Raw genomic sequence first — 18,838 nt, 5'->3', positions numbered from 1 at the left:
AGCAACAATCGTACAAAGGTACGAATTAATTATTGCTGAGAAATAAATCTCACTGCCGTAAACATAAAGCGAGTTGCAGTCGATCTTTTACATTGAGTTTTTTAAAAATATTCGAAAGGTGGGCTTTAATTGTACGCTCTGATACACCCATTTTATTGGAGATATCTTTATTATTGAGTCCTTCCACCACTTGTAGTGCAACTTCCTGTTCTCTGGGAGACAGTTTGTGTAATAGTTCCGTATTTGCTTTTTTATTCGGTTGCTGGGCAAGACTTTTTACCATAGCTTCCATAAAAGGTTTTCCACACCATACCTGTCCTTGTGACACCACAGCAATTAATAATGGGATTTGTTTCGCTGCCATAAATGCATTACATACACCTACGACACCTGCTTGAAAATAGGTATACGCCCGTTTGGTATCATACTCATCTTCCAATACAACAACTTTTGCTTGTGGTTGCTGAGTAATCAACTCTGGAATCATTGTCAGTGGATCTGCAAGGTCACGCTCATGCAGTAGGTAAATACTTTCATGGATGGTGCGCAAATTACTTAAAGCGTCCTGCAGTGAAGAAGTCGCAATCAGCTTGTAGTTAGCGTCAGCAAGTGCTCTTTGCCAATGCAAACAAACATGCTCTGATGGACTGTATAAAAGTAAAGTCAGCATACTGCTCAAATAATTCTTATCACTACTACCTAAACTTCACTACTTGGTACCTAAAGTTCAAGACTGGGCACCCAAACTTCAACACCTAGCATTCAAATTAAAACAACTTGATACATGAAATTCTCTAACAGCATCTAGATTTATACAACTAGTGCTAAATAAATAATTTATAATTAAACGGGTCCCAAATAGTAAAACACTTACTCCTAATTATTACAACAAATTTCAATTAAATAGCATTGCCTAATTAGCACTTTCCGTTCCAAATTTAGTTATACTCAACTTAGCCATATTCAGTAGCCTACTCAACTATCAAATCTGGCAATTGACATTGTGCTAACAATAACATTTAACCTATTAAATAGGTCACCTTAAGGGTGCCTCTAATAAGCCTAGCAAGTTTGTAGAACAAGAGTAGATAAAATAAGGCAACCTGACCAGATTTATTATTTTTTTGCTATCAGCGCTCAGTCAAAGCATTCTGTTTTGCTCTTAAAATTGGTTTTAGCAAATAATCCAGCACTGTTTTCTTACCAGTTATGATATCCACATCTGTAAGCATGCCTGGAATAATCGGTAAAGGTTTGTCTTTACTACCAAGATTGCTCTCATCAGTTCTTATTCTCACTAAGTAGTAGCTTTCATCTTCTTCATCTTGAATGGTATCGGCACTAATATGCTCCACAACACCATCCAACCCACCATAAATAGCAAAATCATAGGCAGTGAACTTAACCACAGCTTTGAAACCAAGACGAATAAAAGCGATGTCTTTTGGTCTTATTTTAGCTTCGATTAACAGCGTATCTTCCAAAGGTACAATTTCTACTAAGTTCATGCCTGGCTGTACTACTCCACCAATGGTTGTAATATCAATTTTCTTAACAATCCCCGCCACTGGTGAACGAACAGAGGTCCTCTGTACTTGATCTTCTATTGATGAACGAGACTCTTTCAGCTGGGCTAATTTCACTTCAGTTTCTTTCAGTTCTGCTACCGCTTTTTCTTTAAACTCTAAACGAACTTCCTGTTCTTGCTGTTTAGCTTCTTTGAAAGAAGACTCCAACTTTGGTATTGCCAAGCTAGCGGTTTCCAGTTCACCATCTAAATCATTCAACCGCTGCTCCAGCTGAATCATTTCTACTTCAGATACAACCCCCTGCCTAGCTAAAGGCTTGGTCATTTCGTACTCACGCTTCAATAAACTCCTACTTCTTTCCAAACGTTTCTTCTGTGCTTGAGTACTTTTTAAGTCCTGCTGCACTTGCTCTGCTTGCTCTTTTACGATGGATAACTCAGACTCCATTGATTGTTTGCGACTTCTGTAGATCTCTCTTTCACGTCTTTTATACTCGGGAAAGTTGTCTAGCTCCTTGGGGAAAGCCAACTGCGTTTCATTTATTTCAGACTGTAATCGAGCAATGGATGCCAGCAGGCTAAAGTATTCCACCTCACTTTCTCTAAAACTCGATGCAAAACGGGTATCATCCAGTTGCATGAGTGACTGACCTTTTTTCACCATATCACCTTCTGCAACATACAATTCTTTTAATATCCCCCCTTCCAGATTTTGCACTACTTGTAAGTGAGTAGAGGGAATAACTTTGCCTGAGCCACGGGTAACCTCGTCAATCTCTGCCCAGGCTGACCAAATTAATAAAACAATGACAACGACAAAAACAGTAAAGAGTAATATCCGGCTACCTTTTGGCGTTTTCAGCATCATTGCTGCACTGGTATCAGACATATAGTCAAGATCATAGGAAGGCATATTATCAGCAAGTTTTGCTTTAAAAGCCCGCCGCTCTCCTAGTCTTGCTTTAGTCGCTTTTAAGCGTCCTTTCTGAGCCTGTTGGCCTTGCATTTTTGGGGCTGGTTTATTCATGCTTCAATTTTCAGTTTGCCTTCCCGCAAAGCAGCATGAACCAATTCTTTAGGTCCATCTGCCACTATTTTGCCCTGATCAACGACTATCAGCCGATCAACCAACTCAAGTAGTGAGGCTTTATGCGTTACTAACACTAAGGTTTTATGTGCCAACTGCCCCATCAATTTCTGCTTCATTTGCATTTCACTGGTGTTATCCATCGAGCTACTGGGTTCATCCAACAGTAAAATTGGAGGATCAAGCAGAATAGCCCTAGCTAATGCAATACTCTGACGCTGTCCACCAGAAAGATTACTACCTCGCTCCCCCACCATTAAATCCAAACCATCCGGATGCTTGTTAGCAAAATCTGCAACTCCCGCTATTTCTGCTGCTCTGATAATAGCGGCATCATCGACAAAGTGAGCACCCAGCGAAATGTTATCTTTCACAGAGCCATAAAATAAAACAATATCTTGCGGCACACAGCCAATGTTATGGCGTAAATCAGAAGGATTCACTTGCCGTAAATCAATGCCATCTATTCTGACAGCCCCTTCATCAGGCTGATAAAGCCCTAAAACTAGCTTTTCTATGGTGGTCTTGCCTGACCCAATCCTGCCTATAATAGCCACTTTTTCACCAGTTTTAATTTTAAAGCTAACGTTACTCAGCGCTCTAATTTGCTGGTTAGGATAGGTAAAACTGACACGATCAAAGTCAATATTGCCTTCAAATTTTGGGCGGTTAACAAAGCGCTTGTCATCTGGATTTTCTCCTGGCAGTTTCATCACCTCATCCAACCCTATAAAGGCAGATTTTGCCTGGTTATAGCGTGTAGATAATGAAGCCACTTGAGCCATAGGCGCTAAACAACGACCTGCCAGCATAACAGTGGCAATTAGCCCTCCCATGCTGACCTCGCCTTCTGCAATCAAATAAACCCCTAAAGCGATAATCCCAACGGTGGACATCTGCTGTACATAAGTAGCAACGGCTCCAGCAGAAGCAGACAATAATTTAGTTTTTACTCCCCATTTAGCAATATTGCCAACTGCCTGCTCCCATTTATACTGCACTTCACTTTCAGCTCGGGCTATTTTCAATGCTTCTAGCCCAGTCAAACTTTCTATTAAAGTTGCATTTTTCTGGGCAGAAGTACGCAAAGTTTGCTCAATGGAGTCTCTCAACGGTGCTTGGATCAGATAACCATAAACACCTATTATGATGATACCAATAATGGGAATCCAAACCAGTGGACCAGCAATGACAGCTATAATCAGCAAAATAATAAAAACAAAAGGCAAATCAACTACGGCAGTAATACTGGTAGACGTAATGAAGTCTCGAATACTTTCAAACTCTTGCAGGTTTTTTGCAAACGATCCCACCGAGGTAGGATTTGCAGACATTTTTATCCCTAAAACCTGAGAAAATATTTTGGCCGACAACAAAATATCTGATTTTTTTCCTGCCAAATCAATAAAATAACTTCGCAGCATTTTTAGTAAAAAATCAAAACTAAATACAATAACGGCTCCTACTGCCAGCACCCACAAGGTATCAAATGCCTGATTAGGTACAACCCGATCATATACATTCATTACAAACAGGGGTGATGCCACTACAAAAATATTAATTAGCAGAGAAGCAAATAGTACATCCCGATAAATTTTCCAAGACCCCTTCAAAGTGTTCCAAAACCAGTGGCCTTTTTCTTCCTGAAGATGGGCAGCAGTACGCTTATCGTAGCGAAATTGCTCTTTTATAAAAAATGCGTAACCACTATAACGCTTTTCCAGTATTTGAATAGAAACCTTTTTTTCTGCGTCGCCCGCTTCTGGAAGAATTATTTTAGCTGCACCAGCCTTATGATTGACATCAACCAGTACAACTGCGGTTTGATCATCCAACAGTAATACAGCTGGTGTTACTAAAGAACTAATCGCTTTAAAAGGACGCTTAATCAAACGTGCAGATAAACCTGCCCGCTCCGCAGCACGAACAAATAAACCCGGCGTTAAGTAACCATTCTCCAGTGGTAAGCCTGCACGTAATGAGTCTTCCGAGTGAGCTCGACCAAAAATTTTAGTTAGAATAACCAGGCTAGCTAATAATGGATCAAAAAAGGTTGAGTCATCAGATGACACTTGCCAGTTTTGCTTTTTCTTTACAGCTTGAGGTTGCGCTTCAGCCATGAATAACATTCACCCTAATCATTATGTGCTACACAACACCGATTGCGACCGGTTTGTTTAGCTTCATACAGTGCTTTATCAGCACGATCAAACACCACTTTTGGGGATTCATCCCCTTCACGGCAGGCTGCTAAACCAAATGATGCAGTAATTTGCAATTTATTGCCCTGATAATGAAATGGCGCGCTTGCTATTCCTTGCCTTACACTATCCATTACACTCTTCGCATCTACAATATTAGTGTTTGGCATAATAATGACAAACTCTTCTCCCCCATAACGAGCAATAAAGTCAACTTCTCTTAACCGCTTATTAAGTTGCTTCGCAATAATTTTCAATAAGTTATCACCCGCCAAATGACCATAGTTGTCGTTTATTTTCTTAAAAAAATCAACATCAGCAACAGCAAAAACCAGTGGTTGCTGATAGCGTTTCCATCTCGCCAACTCATACCTGGCTCGCTCTTCATAGGCTTGTCGATTGGCAATGCCTGTCAGGGTGTCTTCTAGTGCTTTAGCTCGCTCTTTATAAAGGGTATTTTCTAGTTCTTTAGTTTGCGTTTCCATTTGGGAAACTCGCTGAACTAGTTGGGTGAGTTGGTCTGTAAGACTAGGCGGGTTATCCAGTTGTGTATGCTGGCTTTCTAGCGACTCTAAAACTCTATCAAGCTGATGACTAACAACTTGTTTTAAGTCTTCAAGATCTGTGGCCTGTTCTACTGAGTTTTGCAAATCACCTAAATCTTGCTGTATCAGCTGATTATATCTATCAGCCGACTCTAATGCTTGCTGATAATCAGCCTGTGCCTCAACTGCAGTACTTTGAAACGTATGAAGTCGCTCGTTTAAGGTTTTTAAATAATGCTCAAACTCAGTTTTTATTTCACCGATAGTTGCCAGAATAATAACATTGACCGTTTCTAGTGCTGGTACCAATTCAAACCAGGAGAGCCCTTGCTCGGTCTTTTTTTTCAAATACTGCGAATCATCAACCACCGACTCAGGAACGGTCAGCTGGTTAAGCAGCAAAGCAAGACACTCCCCCACATGCTCAATAATAGTCGTAAATTTTTGCTCTAAAGCCGATACCTGCTCAGACTCTTGCATTTGAGCAAATCTCTGTTCACTCACTTCTGCTGGCTCTGTAGGTGCTACTTGCTGATCAGGCTGTACAGCTATTGTCTTATCAGCTGCCTCCAGCTGCCTGGTTGTCACTTCATCACTGACTTGCTTATCTTCACTGGAATCATGCTCTGGACCTCCTGTTTCAGACTCTGCACCAAACAAACGCTGCCAAAGGCCTTTGGTAGGCTCTTTCGTGTCTGCTTCAAGGTCAGCGCTTCCCTGCTGAATCGTGGGCAATATTTCAGATACTAGCTCAGCAAACTGCTCAATTAGTTGGGGTAACTCACTATAAGAAGGACTTTGCTGTTTTATTTGTTTGCGATATTGCTTAATGTCCTTACTGGTTTGTTTTCCCAACTCAATGTTATTAAAAGCATCTAAAGCTGTTTCCAAGGCACTAATTGTCTGTTGTCGATAGTTACCTTCAATTACTGGCTCAGCAGCTTCCTGTAAGGTCTCAAGCGGGCGAGCAATATCTAAAGATAAATTTTCACCCCGTAGCGCCTTATTAAATCTTGTTAACTCAACATCTAATGCAGGATGTAACCCATGACACGCTAGATTAACTACCAATAAAGCTTTCCTTAGCTGGTTAATTTTTTCTATGGCGGTTTGTTCCAGCTTATCTAGTTCAGCCAGCTTATCAGCATATTTATTACGCCAATGTTGCGAATCTTCAGATGTTGCATTTAGTCCTGTCATAGTAAGCTCAACCCTGATGCCTGCTAGTAAAACCTCAAGATCCTAGAATCAGTATAGTCAGCTGTTTAGTAAGGCCTAAAAAAGCAAGTGTAGGGAAACTTGTTTGGTTCTTCTTAAGTAGTAACCAGGCCAAAGATAGAAAACCAGATAAAGTAGATAGAGAATAACGTGGGCTGTCTTCTATATTAACGCAATGCTCGACTTTTCAGCCTATTAATTTAGATAACTGTAGTGGAGCATTGCCTTGGTTCCTATTAAATAATACACATAAGCTGTGCGATAACAGCTTGCGGGTCATTCGATTAGTCAAACTCCACAGGGTTCTGCCTTTGGTCCGTTGAATATTAAACCTCTCTACTAGCTGACCAATGGTTGTCTCAACTCGTCGTCGTAACCGATTAAGCTGGCTCCTCCAGGATTTGGGTAAAGGATCAATCATGTTATCTCTAACCGGGGTTTCTAGCTGAAGCGATTTTAACTCTAACAATTCAGCTTTAAATTCAGCCCCCAAATAACCTTTATCCCCTAACAACATGCCTGACGGCATACCTTCTGTTAACTCCCATACAGCTTCCCTTTCGCCATCACTTGCTGGGGTTAATGTAAATCCTGCTATGGCTCCATGAAAGTCAATAATGAGGTGCCCTTCAAAGCCATAATAGGTTTCCCCCTTGGATGCACAATAGCCATACTCAGCCTCTTCTTTAAAGCGGCGGCAATTTCTTGCACGTTTAAAGTGGCTAACAGGCAAAGGAAAACCATCGACAACATGTATAGGATCATTAATAGTACCCAGCTCAGCTGTTACTTGCTTTTGTAATTGTTGTTTTATCGCCCATAAATTAGCAGCTTGTTTAGCAAACTGGCTTCTTGAGCCTATGCCTGGAAAATACGCTTTCCAATGCTCTTTGAAGTATTTCCAGATAGCGGTATCAGCATCAAGGCCTTGAAATTCACCAATTAACTCCATGGTAATGACTTCTGCATCCGACAGTGAGGGCTTAATTCCTCGCTGACGTAATCGCCGTTGTTTTAATAAATCAGTTAAAACATCATCGACCCAACAATAAGTAGTTATGATAAACTCTTCCAGTGACATTCCCTTTCCTTGATATCCCTGTTTTCGCAAACTTAGGATGGGGTTAGGGTTTGTCATTTCAAGTTATTAAAAGTCGAGCATCGCGTTAATATTAATATATTCAGCGTTATGAAAGCTTTAACTCAAGGGCTACTGGCAAATGATCAGACATTGGCATATCAACTACATTTATGTTCTTAACCTGTAAATTTTTGCTCACCAATATATGATCTAAAGCGCGGTTGGGCTGCCAGCTTGGGAAAGTATTCAGGTTATTTTGCACGGATACCAGATTAGTATTACTCAGCGGTGAGTGGTCAAGAAGCTGCTCAGCATGGGTATTCATGTCACCCATTAAGATTACTTTAGGGTGATCGCCCACCAGCTCTCGGACATAAGACAGCTGTCGATTTCTACTGCGGCTACTTAACGATAAATGCATCATTACAACTAATAATGCAGAGTTACCATGACCTAGTTTAGCGACAATAGCCCCTCTACCGGGAAATCGACCGGGAAGTTTATGGTCTTCTAAAATATCAGGATCGACTCGACTTAGCAGCCCATTACTATGTTGAGCGAGCTTACCCAGGTTACGGTTTAACTGCTGATACCAAAAAGGAAAGCCTGCTCGACGAGCCAGATACTCAATTTGGTTAATATGACCAGAGCGAATGCTACCCCCATCCGCTTCCTGAATAGCAACTAAGTCATAATCACGTAATAAGTGACTAATTCGGTTTAGATTTTCATCACGCCCATGATGAGGTAATACATGCTGCCACCCCCGGGTGACATAATGACGGTAGTGCTGAGTATTAATGCCCACCTGGATGTTAAAGCTCAGCAATCTTAGGGTGTCTTTTTCCGTTAAACAGGATTTAAATTCAGCATGCTCAGACTCAAACTCAGTGTGAGCTAGCTCAGGTGCCACTTGCACTTGAGAGGTAACAAACTGCTTTAGCGTCCTTACCGAAGTACGCAACATCTGTGGTTTCCTTCGCCATCGAGACCGACTGAACATGCTTGATTAACTACCAGCTTTAGGACATAGAAACTACTCAGCAGCTGCTGACTCTGTGCGCTTTTCCTTTACAGACTCTGTACTTTCTTGCTGTTCAGTACCGCTTTGGCTAGCCGTTGAGGTTAGCTTTCGTTCCTGTTCAACCAGGTATTCAGCCACTTCCAGCATTTTTTGCTCACCGCCTGCCATGGCTGCTCCTGTTCGGTACTTTCCATTAATAATAATAGCGGGAACTCCTGTCGCACGATAGCCACGCCCTTTAGAGCTTGCCAAGCGAAGTTGGTTAGCAACCCCAAACGACTTGTACTGTTTCATGAACTTTTCTTCTTCTACTCCAAGCTTCGCTAAAAGCTTGGCCATTTTTTCTGGTGTATCCAGTTTATTGTTATTGGTATGGAAAGCCGCAAATACTGCATCATGAGCTTTATCATCCAGCTTAAGGGCTTCTATGGCATAAAACAGTTGCGCATGCTTATTCCACAAACCACCAAAGGTTGCAGGTATTTTCACAAATTCAACATCATCAGGTAATTTAGCTGACCATGGCTTTACTAATGGCTCTAACTTATAACAGTGCGGACAGCCATACCAAAACAGCTCTGCTACCTCTATTTTTGCTGGGTCAACGGTTGGAACTGACTCAGGCAACTTAACATAGTGCTTACCTTCCTCGAACTGAGCGGCTACCGCGGCTAAAGGCATTGTCACCAATAACACAAGGGCACGGCTGAATTTTTTCACCATAGTCTGCTTCACTCCAGGTTGTTGATAAATAATGATTGTGGTTTGACAGTAGCTTTACTAAAAAGGTTGCTCTAATCAAGCAAATAGCGTTATTTTCATCAACCAATAATAATAGGCTTATTAGCTTTAGCGTTTCACGGAAGTAACCATTAACATTAAAGGCACCCCTAATATGCTCACTAAATACACATCACCAACTTTAAGTGCAAGTTTTTTCAGCTAGATTTTAACGCAATATTTGTATGCCTGGCGTGGAGTAGAACGACTAACGGCAAGAGGCAGGTCGGTAGGTTACGTTTAAAGTGGCGGAAGAACAGTTAAGCGTGATCCCTGTGCCTCCTGATTGCACAACATAACGGAAGTCCCAGGTTTGCCCTTGCAGGCCAGAGCCTAACTCATTCGTCAGTGTTGCCCGAATCGTCATTTGTGTATCACTGTCTCGAATAGCATTAGCAATACTAATATATACAGAGTCTTCCATCTTGCTAATTAGATCGGCAACCGCTAAATCCGCAGTTTGCGGCATACTACCCAAGCCAACATAAGCATCCAGTAAGTCGGCTTTACCTGTGCTGGCAAAGTTTAATATCTCTGTCGTTTTAGCGCGAATGGTGTAGTTTAAATAAGATGGAATAGCAATTGCCGCCAGAATGCCAATAATTGCTACAACAATCATTAACTCAATTAAAGTAAAGCCTGTTTGCTTAAAAGATTTCATTAATATAATAACAGTCAATAATATAAATAGAGGTTATCTACTAAGTGTAGTATTAAACATTGGATAGCGCTGATTTTGGTACCAAAAACTACTGATTAGTCGCTTCAGTTATATCACTAGCCTTACATTTGGCTATTTTATATTTCTCTATTTTTAAGGCTTTACTTAATTATTTAACTATTATATTTAACAGCCAACTACCATTGCAGGTGATGCGATAGCCTTACTTTAGAAGGAGTACCTTGTGAAAGTCATATCATCAGTTTTTATGAGCTATTGCTTAATTGCTGCTACTGCCTGGGGAGATGATCGTCAGCCAGCTATAGTTCATCTTATCCTACCCAGCAACTGGAGCATTACTGAGTCAAATATCCAAAGCAAACAAGAGAACCAAGGCAAAACTACTTATGTGGCTCAGCTTGATGATCAAGACCATTTCGAGGCTCATAAAGATCGTACTTTAAGTGTATTTGCTATTGCGGTTTCACCCAATGACGGCGATGCCCAAACACCTGTAGAGTTTCAGAAACAAACTAAATACGAAGGCACTACAGAACCTATTAAAGCAGTCTATGAGATAAAGATTGCGGGAGAACAGTTTGCTGTTTCGGAAACCAAAACAGTCCTACAAAAATACGAAACCATTGAGAAAAATTATGTTGCCTTTAAAGGCCCTTGGGTAGTTGAAGCCATGGTCGTGTGTGCGGTAAGAGAAAGCTGTGTGGAGTTTGAACAGGTTCTATCAAAAATAGAGCTAGGGCCAAAAGAGCAAGAGTAAGCGTTTTACATTGCTTGTTGCTGATAGGCCTAGAACATAAGAAAGGGTGCTGGTAAGCGCCCTTTCTTATGTGTCATTCAAAACCAGATACTACTTGTACAAACCTTGTACATAGTAAGAAAGAGCCTGAATCTCTTTATTGCTTAATTTTTCAGCAACTGCCCGCATAATTTTACTGTCACCGTCATTGGTTCGATCGCCTTCACGGAAGTCTGTTAGCTGCTTAGCAATATATTTAGCATGCTGCCCTGCCAAGTGCGGGAACCCAGCATACGCATTACCTTTGCCCGTTGGCATATGGCAAGCTGTACAGGCGGGTATTCCTTTCTTCAAGTCACCTGCACGGTAAATTCTTTCAGCTAGCTTTAAGTCAACCGTACCTTTACTGTCTTTTGGCTCAACTTTACTTTTTGGTACCACGCTTAAAGGCGCTGATTGACTAGCATAAAAAGCGGCAATATCAGCAATATCCTGCTCAGATAAGTTATCTGTCATGCCTGTCATTTCCAGCACAACCCGCTTTTTGCTCTTAATATCAGTAATTTGTTTGATTAAGTAACGCTCACCTTGCCCTGCAAGGTTGGGGAAGTTATCTGCAGCACTAACACCAGTTGGCCCATGACAGGCACCACAAACAGCCGCTTTCTCTTTTCCTGCGTTCTTGTCACCAGCGGCATGGGCCAGGCCTGTCACACCGATTGTCAACATCACGCCTATCAAAACTTTTTTCATCAGCTAATCCAAACTTTATTACGTTGATATTGCAGTACACCCAGCCCGGGCTACACGACAGTTTATCAAGTATGTTAACAGTAGCCCTGTTTACTAAAGCTATACTTTTTGTATTAGCTATGCACTACCAAGACCTTTGTTAAGCAATTTTTTATAGACCATAGACGATGAGTCAGTCGGCAGTATCACTATTTCATCACCTACTATGGCAAATCGGCGCCATTATATACTATTCTCTGCCGCAACGTGAACGCTGTCCGAGCCCGAATACTTCATAAAGTTATGTATAATCTCGCTTGCCCCTAGATTCTGCAGGCAATACTCTGTTAGGCGCTCGTAATTCAACCCAGTATTATTATGTAGCTGACGACCAATATGACTGAGCCAAATCAAAGCAATCTTATCAACTTCCAAAAAGCACAATTTTTAACCAGCGCCAGTAATTTATCCCAATGCCCTGAAGATACTGGTTATGAGGTTGCCTTTGCAGGCCGTTCCAATGCTGGAAAGTCTAGCGCACTTAATACTTTAACTGGCTCCAAAAAATTAGCCCGAACCAGTAAAACGCCAGGTCGCACCCAGTTGATTAATTTTTTCTCCATTTCTGATCAACAGCGCTTAGTTGATTTACCCGGTTATGGTTATGCCAAAGTACCTGAAGAAATGAAAAAGCAATGGCAGTATCACCTGGAGCAGTACTTAAGCCAGCGCCAGTGCTTAATGGGTATAGTACTAATGATGGATATTCGTCATCCACTAAAAGAGTTTGATTTGATGGTGATGCAATGGTCCAACTCTTGTGAAATGCCATTACATATTCTGCTCACTAAAGCCGATAAGTTGAAATACGGAGCAGCCAAGCAAGCGTTGAATAAACTGCAGTCAATTATTGGCAGTTACCATAACCCAATGAGTGTTCAACTGTTTTCAGCATTAAAGAAAACAGGTGTCGATGAATTACGGGTGAAACTGTCGGGATGGTTGCAGGAGGATTAGACTGATAAAGAATTAGCACTATCCAGCCCCCCCCCTTTAGAGGCTGTCGCAAAAGGGTGTTTAAAATAAGTCTAGTGTCCAATAATGAGCAACAGGCCATTCTTCCGCCGCTCTTGAAATGCCATCCCTGGCCTATCAAGAGCTAAAGCAACAGCCATATTGCAGCTTTAGAATACCCTGTTACTCCATATCCGCTAACTTTTGTGACAATTTCCAATAAAACAGAAAGCCTAGTTTTTAACCAGTCCTCTCTAAACACAATCCATATAGTTCATCATCTATCTTAATAGATAATATTTCACTCCACCAAGCATCCCTCACAACTCCCACACAAAGAAAAAGCCTATCAAAAACAGCTATATAGCCTCAAAGCCCTATGTTGGCACAATAACTGCCTGCAGAAATATCAGAAATTAAGAATTAAAGCTTTTAGTTAAGTAGTAACAGGTTTTATGACAGATTCAAATTTACCAAAACACACTATCGAAATTCCTGAGCTTTCCCTGGTCATGTTAATGGGGGCATCTGGCTCCGGTAAGTCTACCTTTGCTAAGCAGCATTTTTTACCAACAGAAATTATCTCTTCCGATTTTTGTCGTGGTTTAGTGGCTGACGATGAAAATGACCAAAGCGCATCAAAAGAAGCTTTTGAGGTTTTGCATTTAATCGCCGATAAGCGCCTACAGCGAGGGCTGCTTACCGTTATTGATGCTACCAATGTACAGGCTGAAGCAAGAAAATCATTACTAAAAATTGCCAAAGCCAATCATTGCTTGCCTGTAGCTGTGGTTTTAAATACTCCTGAAAAAGAATGCCATGAGCGAAATCAGTCTCGACCTGATCGTCAATTTGGTCCTCATGTAGTTCGCAACCAAGCCAGACAATTAAGAAGTTCGTTAAAACGACTGAAAAAAGAAGGCTTTCGTCATACCTATGCATTAAGTCCAGAGCAAGTTGAAAAAGCACAGATTAAGCGAGTACCACTTTGGACTAACAAAAAATATGAACAAGGACCGTTTGATATTATTGGCGATATTCATGGCTGTTTCGATGAATTAATAATATTACTGGAAAAGCTGGGCTATCAAATTACTCAAACTGATAATCACAAGCTTACTTTCCAGGTAACAGCCCCTGAAGGCCGCAAAGTTATATTTTTAGGCGACTTGGTTGACCGTGGACCGAAAAGCAACCATGTATTAAGACTGGTAATGGATATGGTGGCCCAGAATGCCGCTATTTGTATTCCTGGCAACCATGAAAATAAATTACTGCGAAAACTATCTGGCAAAAATGTCAATTTAAGTCATGGCTTGGCTGAAACTATGGAACAATTGGCTGAAGAAACACCGGAATTTATTGAAAAAGTGAAAGACTTTATCAATAGCCTGGTTAGCCACTTTGTTCTAGATGATGGCAAGCTGGTGGTTGCTCATGCAGGAATGAAAGAAGCCTATCAAGGCCGCGGTTCTGGTACCGTTCGCTCATTCGCTTTATATGGTGAAACCACAGGCGAAAAAGACGAATACGGTTTACCTGTGCGTTATAACTGGGCTAAGGATTATCGCGGTAAAGCACTGGTCGTATATGGTCATACCCCAGTACCTGAAGCTGAGTTTTTTAATAACACTATTTGTTTGGATACAGGTTGTGTATTTGGTGGTGAATTAACTGCGATGCGCTACCCAGAAAAAGAGCTATTAAGCGTACCGGCAAAACAGGTTTATTATGAGCCATCTACGCCTTTAAATCCTGAGTCATCATTATCTTCTCAGCAACAGGATGACGAAGTTTTAAATATTGAAGACGTCACAGGCAAACGCTTTATCAAAACCAGCATTAAGAATTCAATTTGTGTAGAGCCTTACTATGCAGCGGCAGCGTTAGAGCAATTAAGTCGCTTTACTGTACATCCTAAGTGGTTAAATTATTTGCCACCGACGATGTCACCTTGTGCCACCAGTGAATTACCTGAATTATTGGAGCACCCACAAGAAGCTTTTGATTATTACGAAAGTCAGGGTGTACTACAGGTAGTTTGTGAAGAAAAACATATGGGCTCTCGGGCAATTGTGCAAGTATGTAAGACAGCTGACGTTGCAGAAAAACGGTTTGGTATCACATCAGGTGAACAAGGAATTTGTTACACCAGAACTGGCCGACGCTTTTTTAATGACAAGCAGTTAGAAGCTGAATTTATCGATCAAGTGGCTAACAGCGTTGCTCAAGCAGGTTTATGGGATGAGTTAAATACCGACTGGATGACATTAGACTGCGAATTAATGCCCTGGTCTGCCAAAGCGATGGAATTAATCAGGCAGCAATATGCCTCTGTGGGTAGTGCAGCTAATGCTATTTATCCAGCAATAGCTGAAACTTTAAAAAAAGCAGAAAACCGTGGCCTAACAGTAAAGACCCTGTTACAAAAAACAACAGCTGCCGTAGAAAATGCGAAAGCATTTCGTGAGTCTTATCAGCACTATTGTTGGCCTGTGAATGGATTAGCTGATATCAAACTAGCCCCCTTCCATATCATGGCTACCGAAGGTGCAGTGCATAGTGATAAAGATCATCTATGGCATATGAGTTTAATAAAGCAACTGGCTGATAACAGTAATGGGTTGCTTCAAGCCACTGCATATAAAGTAGTGGATTTAACGTTAGTCGATGAGCAGAAACAGGCTATCGATTGGTGGCACCGTTTAGTCGCCAATGGCGGTGAAGGTATTGTAGTCAAACCCATGGAATTTATCTGTAAAGGTGAAAATGGGTGGGTTCAACCGGCGTTAAAAGTCAGAGGACCAGAATATTTACGCATTATTTATGGGCCTAATTATTCAATGCCAGAGCATTTACATGAATTAAAAAAACGTAGTTTGGGTAAGAAACGTCGTTTAGCTTTGAGAGAGTTTGCCCTTGGTATTGAAGCACTTGAACGCTTTGTTAAGAAAAAACCATTGCGTGAAATTCATGAATGCATTGTTGGGTTAGTGGCCTCGACGACAGAACCAGTTGACCCCAGATTATAAGTGGTAAAGAAGAATGTTATTGAATATCACTCTACATAAAAATCAGGCTGCTAACTATCAGCCTGCCGACTTAGGCTTTTTACTGCATAAGCACCCGGATAAAGTTCAGGAGTTTGAATTAAGCTATGGCAAAGCCCATGTGCTTTATCCTGAGTTAACTGAACAATTTTGTACTGCCAGTTTACTAGTGGAAGTTGATCCTATTAACCTGGTTCGTAGTTTTAAAGGGCCTGCCAGTAACCGTCAGCTGGAACAATATGTTAATGATCGGCCTTATGTGGCCAACTCTTTTTTAAGTGTGGCTATTGCTAAAATATTTCGCTCTGCTATGGCAGGGCAATGCCAGAATAAACCTGAATTGGCTGAAGCAAAACTACCATTTACTATAGAGTTAGCCGCTTTACCCTGCCGTGGTGGCACAGAATTATTAGAAAAACTGTTCAAACCACTAGGCTATGAGATTACTGCGGAAGCAATCGGGCTAGATGACCAATTTACCGAGTGGGGTGATAGTCATTATTTTAAAGTTAAACTAACTAATCAGTGTCGTTTAGCAGATTTATTATCTCACCTTTATGTGTTGATTCCTGTACTAGATAAGGACAAGCATTACTGGATCAATGAAGAAGAAATCGAAAAGTTATTACGCAAAGGTGGCGACTGGTTAAAACTGCATCCTGAGAAGTTTTTAATTATTCGCCGCTATTTAAATTTTAGGCAGCGTTATACACGTTTGGCTATTAACCAATTAACTACTGAAGTAGCAGCAAATAATACAGCGGATAATCAGGAAGAAAAAATTGAAAAGCCATTAAGCTTAAATAAACAACGGATTGACCAAGTATTAACAACTCTGGTCAGTTTGCCAGTAAAAAAAGTGCTCGATATAGGTTGTGGTGATGGCAAGCTATTAAAGCAATTATTTAATAGCAAGCAATTCACCCAAGCAACAGGTTTGGATGTATCCAGCCAAGCCTTGGCTATTGCAGAAAACAGATTAAAACTGGATAGGCTGCCCGAACACCAACAAGCACGGGTTAATCTATTACATGGCTCGCTGTTATGCCGTGATGCGAGAATTAAAGACTTTGACGCCATTTGCTGTATAGAAGTAGTTGAGCATGTTGATGAAGACAGATTACCAGCGTTAGAAAAAGTGTTATTTGATTATGCCAAAGCACCTTATATTATAGTCACAACACCTAATAGCGAATATAACCAGCGATTTGGTTTAGAGCCTGGACAAGTACGCCACCCTGATCATCGTTTTGAATGGTCAAGACAGCAATTTACTGAATGGACGCGACTTATCGCTGATAAATATCACTATAATGTAACTGTTTCAGGTCTTGGCGAGGTTGATCAAGAGCTAGGGCAACCAACACAAATGGCAGTTTTTACCCTTCACGAATGATTTTTAGGCTTTGTTATCTTCGCTCCTCACCCCAGTCACTTAGTTTACCTAAGCTCCTGGGGCCTCGTCGCTTGATGCCTCGCCTAAATTATCCTTCGCTGAGGGTAACATGAGTCAACTTAAATAATAGCTTTAGAATTTCACAAAAAAGTGATAATAAAATGAGTAGTACAGTAGCGAAATTAAGATCAAAAAATTTACTCAAAAACTCACCAAAATTTTTGGAAAGCAATATCCAATATGAAGTAATAATGGGCTCTGTGGCTTATGGTGTTTCCAATGATACTTCTGATATGGATATTTATGGATTTGCAATCCCCATGAAAACCGATATTTTCCCTCACCTTGCGGGGGAAATCGTCGGCTTTGATGAACCTAAGCAACGGTTTGAGCAATTTCAACAACACCATATAAAAGACCCATCAGCTATGGGTGGTAAAGGCCGAGAATACGATATCTGTATCTATTCAATAACCAAATATTTTCGGTTATTAATGGACAACAACCCTAATATCGTCGACTCCTTGTTTGTGCCGCGTAATTGCATACTACATACGACACCTATTGGTGAAAAAGTACGGGAAAATCGCCACCTATTTTTACATAAAGGCTGCTGGGCAAAATTTAAAGGTTATGCTTATTCGCAAATGCATAAGTTAAAAACCAAAGAGCCCATTGGTGGCAGAAAAGCTATCTTAGAAACCTATGGTTACGATGTAAAATTTGCTTATCATGTCGCTCGCTTATTATTGGAAGTTGAACAGCTATTACTGGAAGGAGACTTGCAATTAAGCCGTCATGCAGAACAGCTTAAATCCATCCGCCGTGGTGACTGGAGCCTATTAGAGTTAGAAGAATTTGTGGCCAGTAAAGAAAATGCACTGGAGCAATTGTTTTTAAAATCGGTATTACCAGACAAGCCAGACAAAACCCTGATCAAACAACTACTGATTGAGTGCTTAGAAATGCACTATGGTTCTTTGGAAGGCGCTATCCATTTGGATAAATCAGAAATTAGGCAGGCTTTAGAACAGATACAAGCTTTAACAGGACGGTTGATTAACTCAATTTAAAACCTCTTGAGCCAGAAACCTTCTTTATTCGGCTCATAAATTTGCCTGATTTGAGCCGAATACAGCTAAGGTTCGGCTCAAATCAGAAAATTACGCAACTGATTCAAGCCTTACAACTCAACCAACTCCATAATTCCATCCATTTCCACTGCCACTCCTTTTGGTAATTCAGCAACACCGATAGCGGCTCTGGCCGGGTATGGCTCTTCAAAATAACGGGCCATAATTTCATTCACAGTGGCAAAGTTACTCAAGTCTGTCAGGAAAATATTGAGTTTAACAATATCCTGCAACGTTCCACCCGATGCTTCGGCCACGGCTTTTAGGTTTTCAAAAACTTGTATAGCACTTGCTTCAAAGCTGTCTGCTACTACTTCCATAGTTTCTGGATTTAAAGGAATCTGGCCAGATAAGTAAACAGTAGTGCCCACTTTTACGGCTTGTGAATAGGTACCAATTGCAGCTGGGGCTTTATCAGTGCTGATAATTTGTTTATTACTCATGTTCACTCCAATTCTTTTTCTCTATTGTAACTACATATTTATTGTTGAAATTGATACCCAAAACGAAGGTTTTTTAGGCGAGGCCGTCAAACGACGAAGCCCTAGGAGCCTATAAGTAATAGGTGGCTAGGGTGAAGAGAGCTGACAACAAAGCACTTGTGCCCTAGGGGTATAAAAAGCATTCGTGA

15 protein-coding genes are annotated in these 18,838 nt (G+C 41.0%); 5 read left to right on the top strand and 10 right to left on the bottom strand.

Going from position 1 to position 18,838, the window contains the following annotated elements:
- Positions 1-49 precede the first annotated feature (49 nt).
- From OQE68_RS13955 to OQE68_RS13920, 8 genes are all read right to left on the bottom strand, one after another.
- Positions 50-670, bottom strand: coding sequence for a response regulator transcription factor (locus OQE68_RS13955; RefSeq protein ID WP_180570473.1), 621 nt, complete (start codon positions 668-670; stop codon positions 50-52).
- 460 nt (positions 671-1,130) lie between these two features.
- Entirely contained in the window at positions 1,131-2,555 is a 1,425-nt protein-coding gene (locus OQE68_RS13950) for an HlyD family type I secretion periplasmic adaptor subunit (RefSeq protein WP_255491013.1), read from the bottom strand.
- The gene (locus OQE68_RS13945) at positions 2,552-4,735 is read right to left on the bottom strand and encodes a type I secretion system permease/ATPase (protein ID WP_180570474.1); all 2,184 of its coding nucleotides are present in this window, start codon (positions 4,733-4,735) and stop codon (positions 2,552-2,554) included. The genes OQE68_RS13950 and OQE68_RS13945 overlap by 4 nt, the downstream gene beginning before the upstream one ends.
- A 14-nt stretch (positions 4,736-4,749) precedes the next feature.
- Positions 4,750-6,561: a GGDEF domain-containing protein gene (locus tag OQE68_RS13940; RefSeq protein ID WP_180570475.1), complete on the bottom strand. Its 1,812-nt coding sequence runs from the start codon at positions 6,559-6,561 to the stop codon at positions 4,750-4,752.
- Between the two features lie 205 nt (positions 6,562-6,766).
- Positions 6,767-7,660, bottom strand: a complete 894-nt coding sequence (locus tag OQE68_RS13935; RefSeq protein ID WP_266195400.1) for an IS982 family transposase — start codon at positions 7,658-7,660, stop codon at positions 6,767-6,769.
- Positions 7,661-7,766: 106 nt separating this feature from the next.
- Complete coding sequence (locus OQE68_RS13930) at positions 7,767-8,627, bottom strand: endonuclease/exonuclease/phosphatase family protein (protein ID WP_180569950.1); 861 nt, start codon at positions 8,625-8,627, stop codon at positions 7,767-7,769.
- Positions 8,628-8,696: 69 nt separating this feature from the next.
- Positions 8,697-9,407, bottom strand: coding sequence for a thiol:disulfide interchange protein DsbA/DsbL (locus OQE68_RS13925; protein ID WP_180569951.1), 711 nt, complete (start codon positions 9,405-9,407; stop codon positions 8,697-8,699).
- A 265-nt stretch (positions 9,408-9,672) separates the two neighbouring features.
- Positions 9,673-10,125 (bottom strand): pilin, encoded by a 453-nt coding sequence (locus tag OQE68_RS13920; RefSeq protein WP_353618570.1) that lies wholly within the window; start codon positions 10,123-10,125, stop codon positions 9,673-9,675.
- A 244-nt stretch (positions 10,126-10,369) separates the two neighbouring features.
- Between OQE68_RS13920 and OQE68_RS13910 the strand changes: the two genes are divergently transcribed.
- Entirely contained in the window at positions 10,370-10,903 is a 534-nt protein-coding gene (locus OQE68_RS13910) for a hypothetical protein (protein ID WP_180569952.1), read from the top strand.
- Between the two features lie 90 nt (positions 10,904-10,993).
- Here the strand turns inward: OQE68_RS13910 and OQE68_RS13905 are convergent, their stop codons facing one another.
- Positions 10,994-11,635, bottom strand: a complete 642-nt coding sequence (locus OQE68_RS13905; RefSeq protein WP_180569953.1) for a c-type cytochrome — start codon at positions 11,633-11,635, stop codon at positions 10,994-10,996.
- Between the two features lie 375 nt (positions 11,636-12,010).
- On the opposite strand from OQE68_RS13905, the gene yihA reads away from it, so the two are divergent.
- The 4 genes from yihA (at position 12,011) to OQE68_RS13885 (ending at position 18,147) form a co-directional block, all read left to right on the top strand.
- Entirely contained in the window at positions 12,011-12,631 is a 621-nt protein-coding gene (yihA, locus tag OQE68_RS13900; RefSeq protein ID WP_180569954.1) for a ribosome biogenesis GTP-binding protein YihA/YsxC, read from the top strand.
- Positions 12,632-13,083: 452 nt separating this feature from the next.
- Positions 13,084-15,660 carry a polynucleotide kinase-phosphatase gene (locus OQE68_RS13895; RefSeq protein ID WP_180569955.1) on the top strand — a complete coding sequence of 859 codons (2,577 nt, stop codon included), beginning with the start codon at positions 13,084-13,086 and terminating at the stop codon, positions 15,658-15,660.
- A gap of 13 nt (positions 15,661-15,673) precedes the next feature.
- The gene (locus OQE68_RS13890; protein ID WP_180569956.1) at positions 15,674-17,074 is read left to right on the top strand and encodes a 3' terminal RNA ribose 2'-O-methyltransferase Hen1; all 1,401 of its coding nucleotides are present in this window, start codon (positions 15,674-15,676) and stop codon (positions 17,072-17,074) included.
- 161 nt (positions 17,075-17,235) lie between these two features.
- Positions 17,236-18,147, top strand: a complete 912-nt coding sequence (locus OQE68_RS13885) for a nucleotidyltransferase domain-containing protein (protein WP_180569957.1) — start codon at positions 17,236-17,238, stop codon at positions 18,145-18,147.
- A gap of 110 nt (positions 18,148-18,257) precedes the next feature.
- Here the strand turns inward: OQE68_RS13885 and OQE68_RS13880 are convergent, their stop codons facing one another.
- Complete coding sequence (locus tag OQE68_RS13880) at positions 18,258-18,650, bottom strand: RidA family protein (RefSeq protein WP_180569958.1); 393 nt, start codon at positions 18,648-18,650, stop codon at positions 18,258-18,260.
- Positions 18,651-18,838: the final 188 nt, after the last annotated feature.

This window comes from Spartinivicinus marinus (assembly GCF_026309355.1).
Taxonomy (GTDB): domain Bacteria; phylum Pseudomonadota; class Gammaproteobacteria; order Pseudomonadales; family Zooshikellaceae; genus Spartinivicinus; species Spartinivicinus marinus.
Note: the sequence above shows the minus strand (reverse complement) of the source record. Positions and strands in the feature narration are given on the sequence as shown.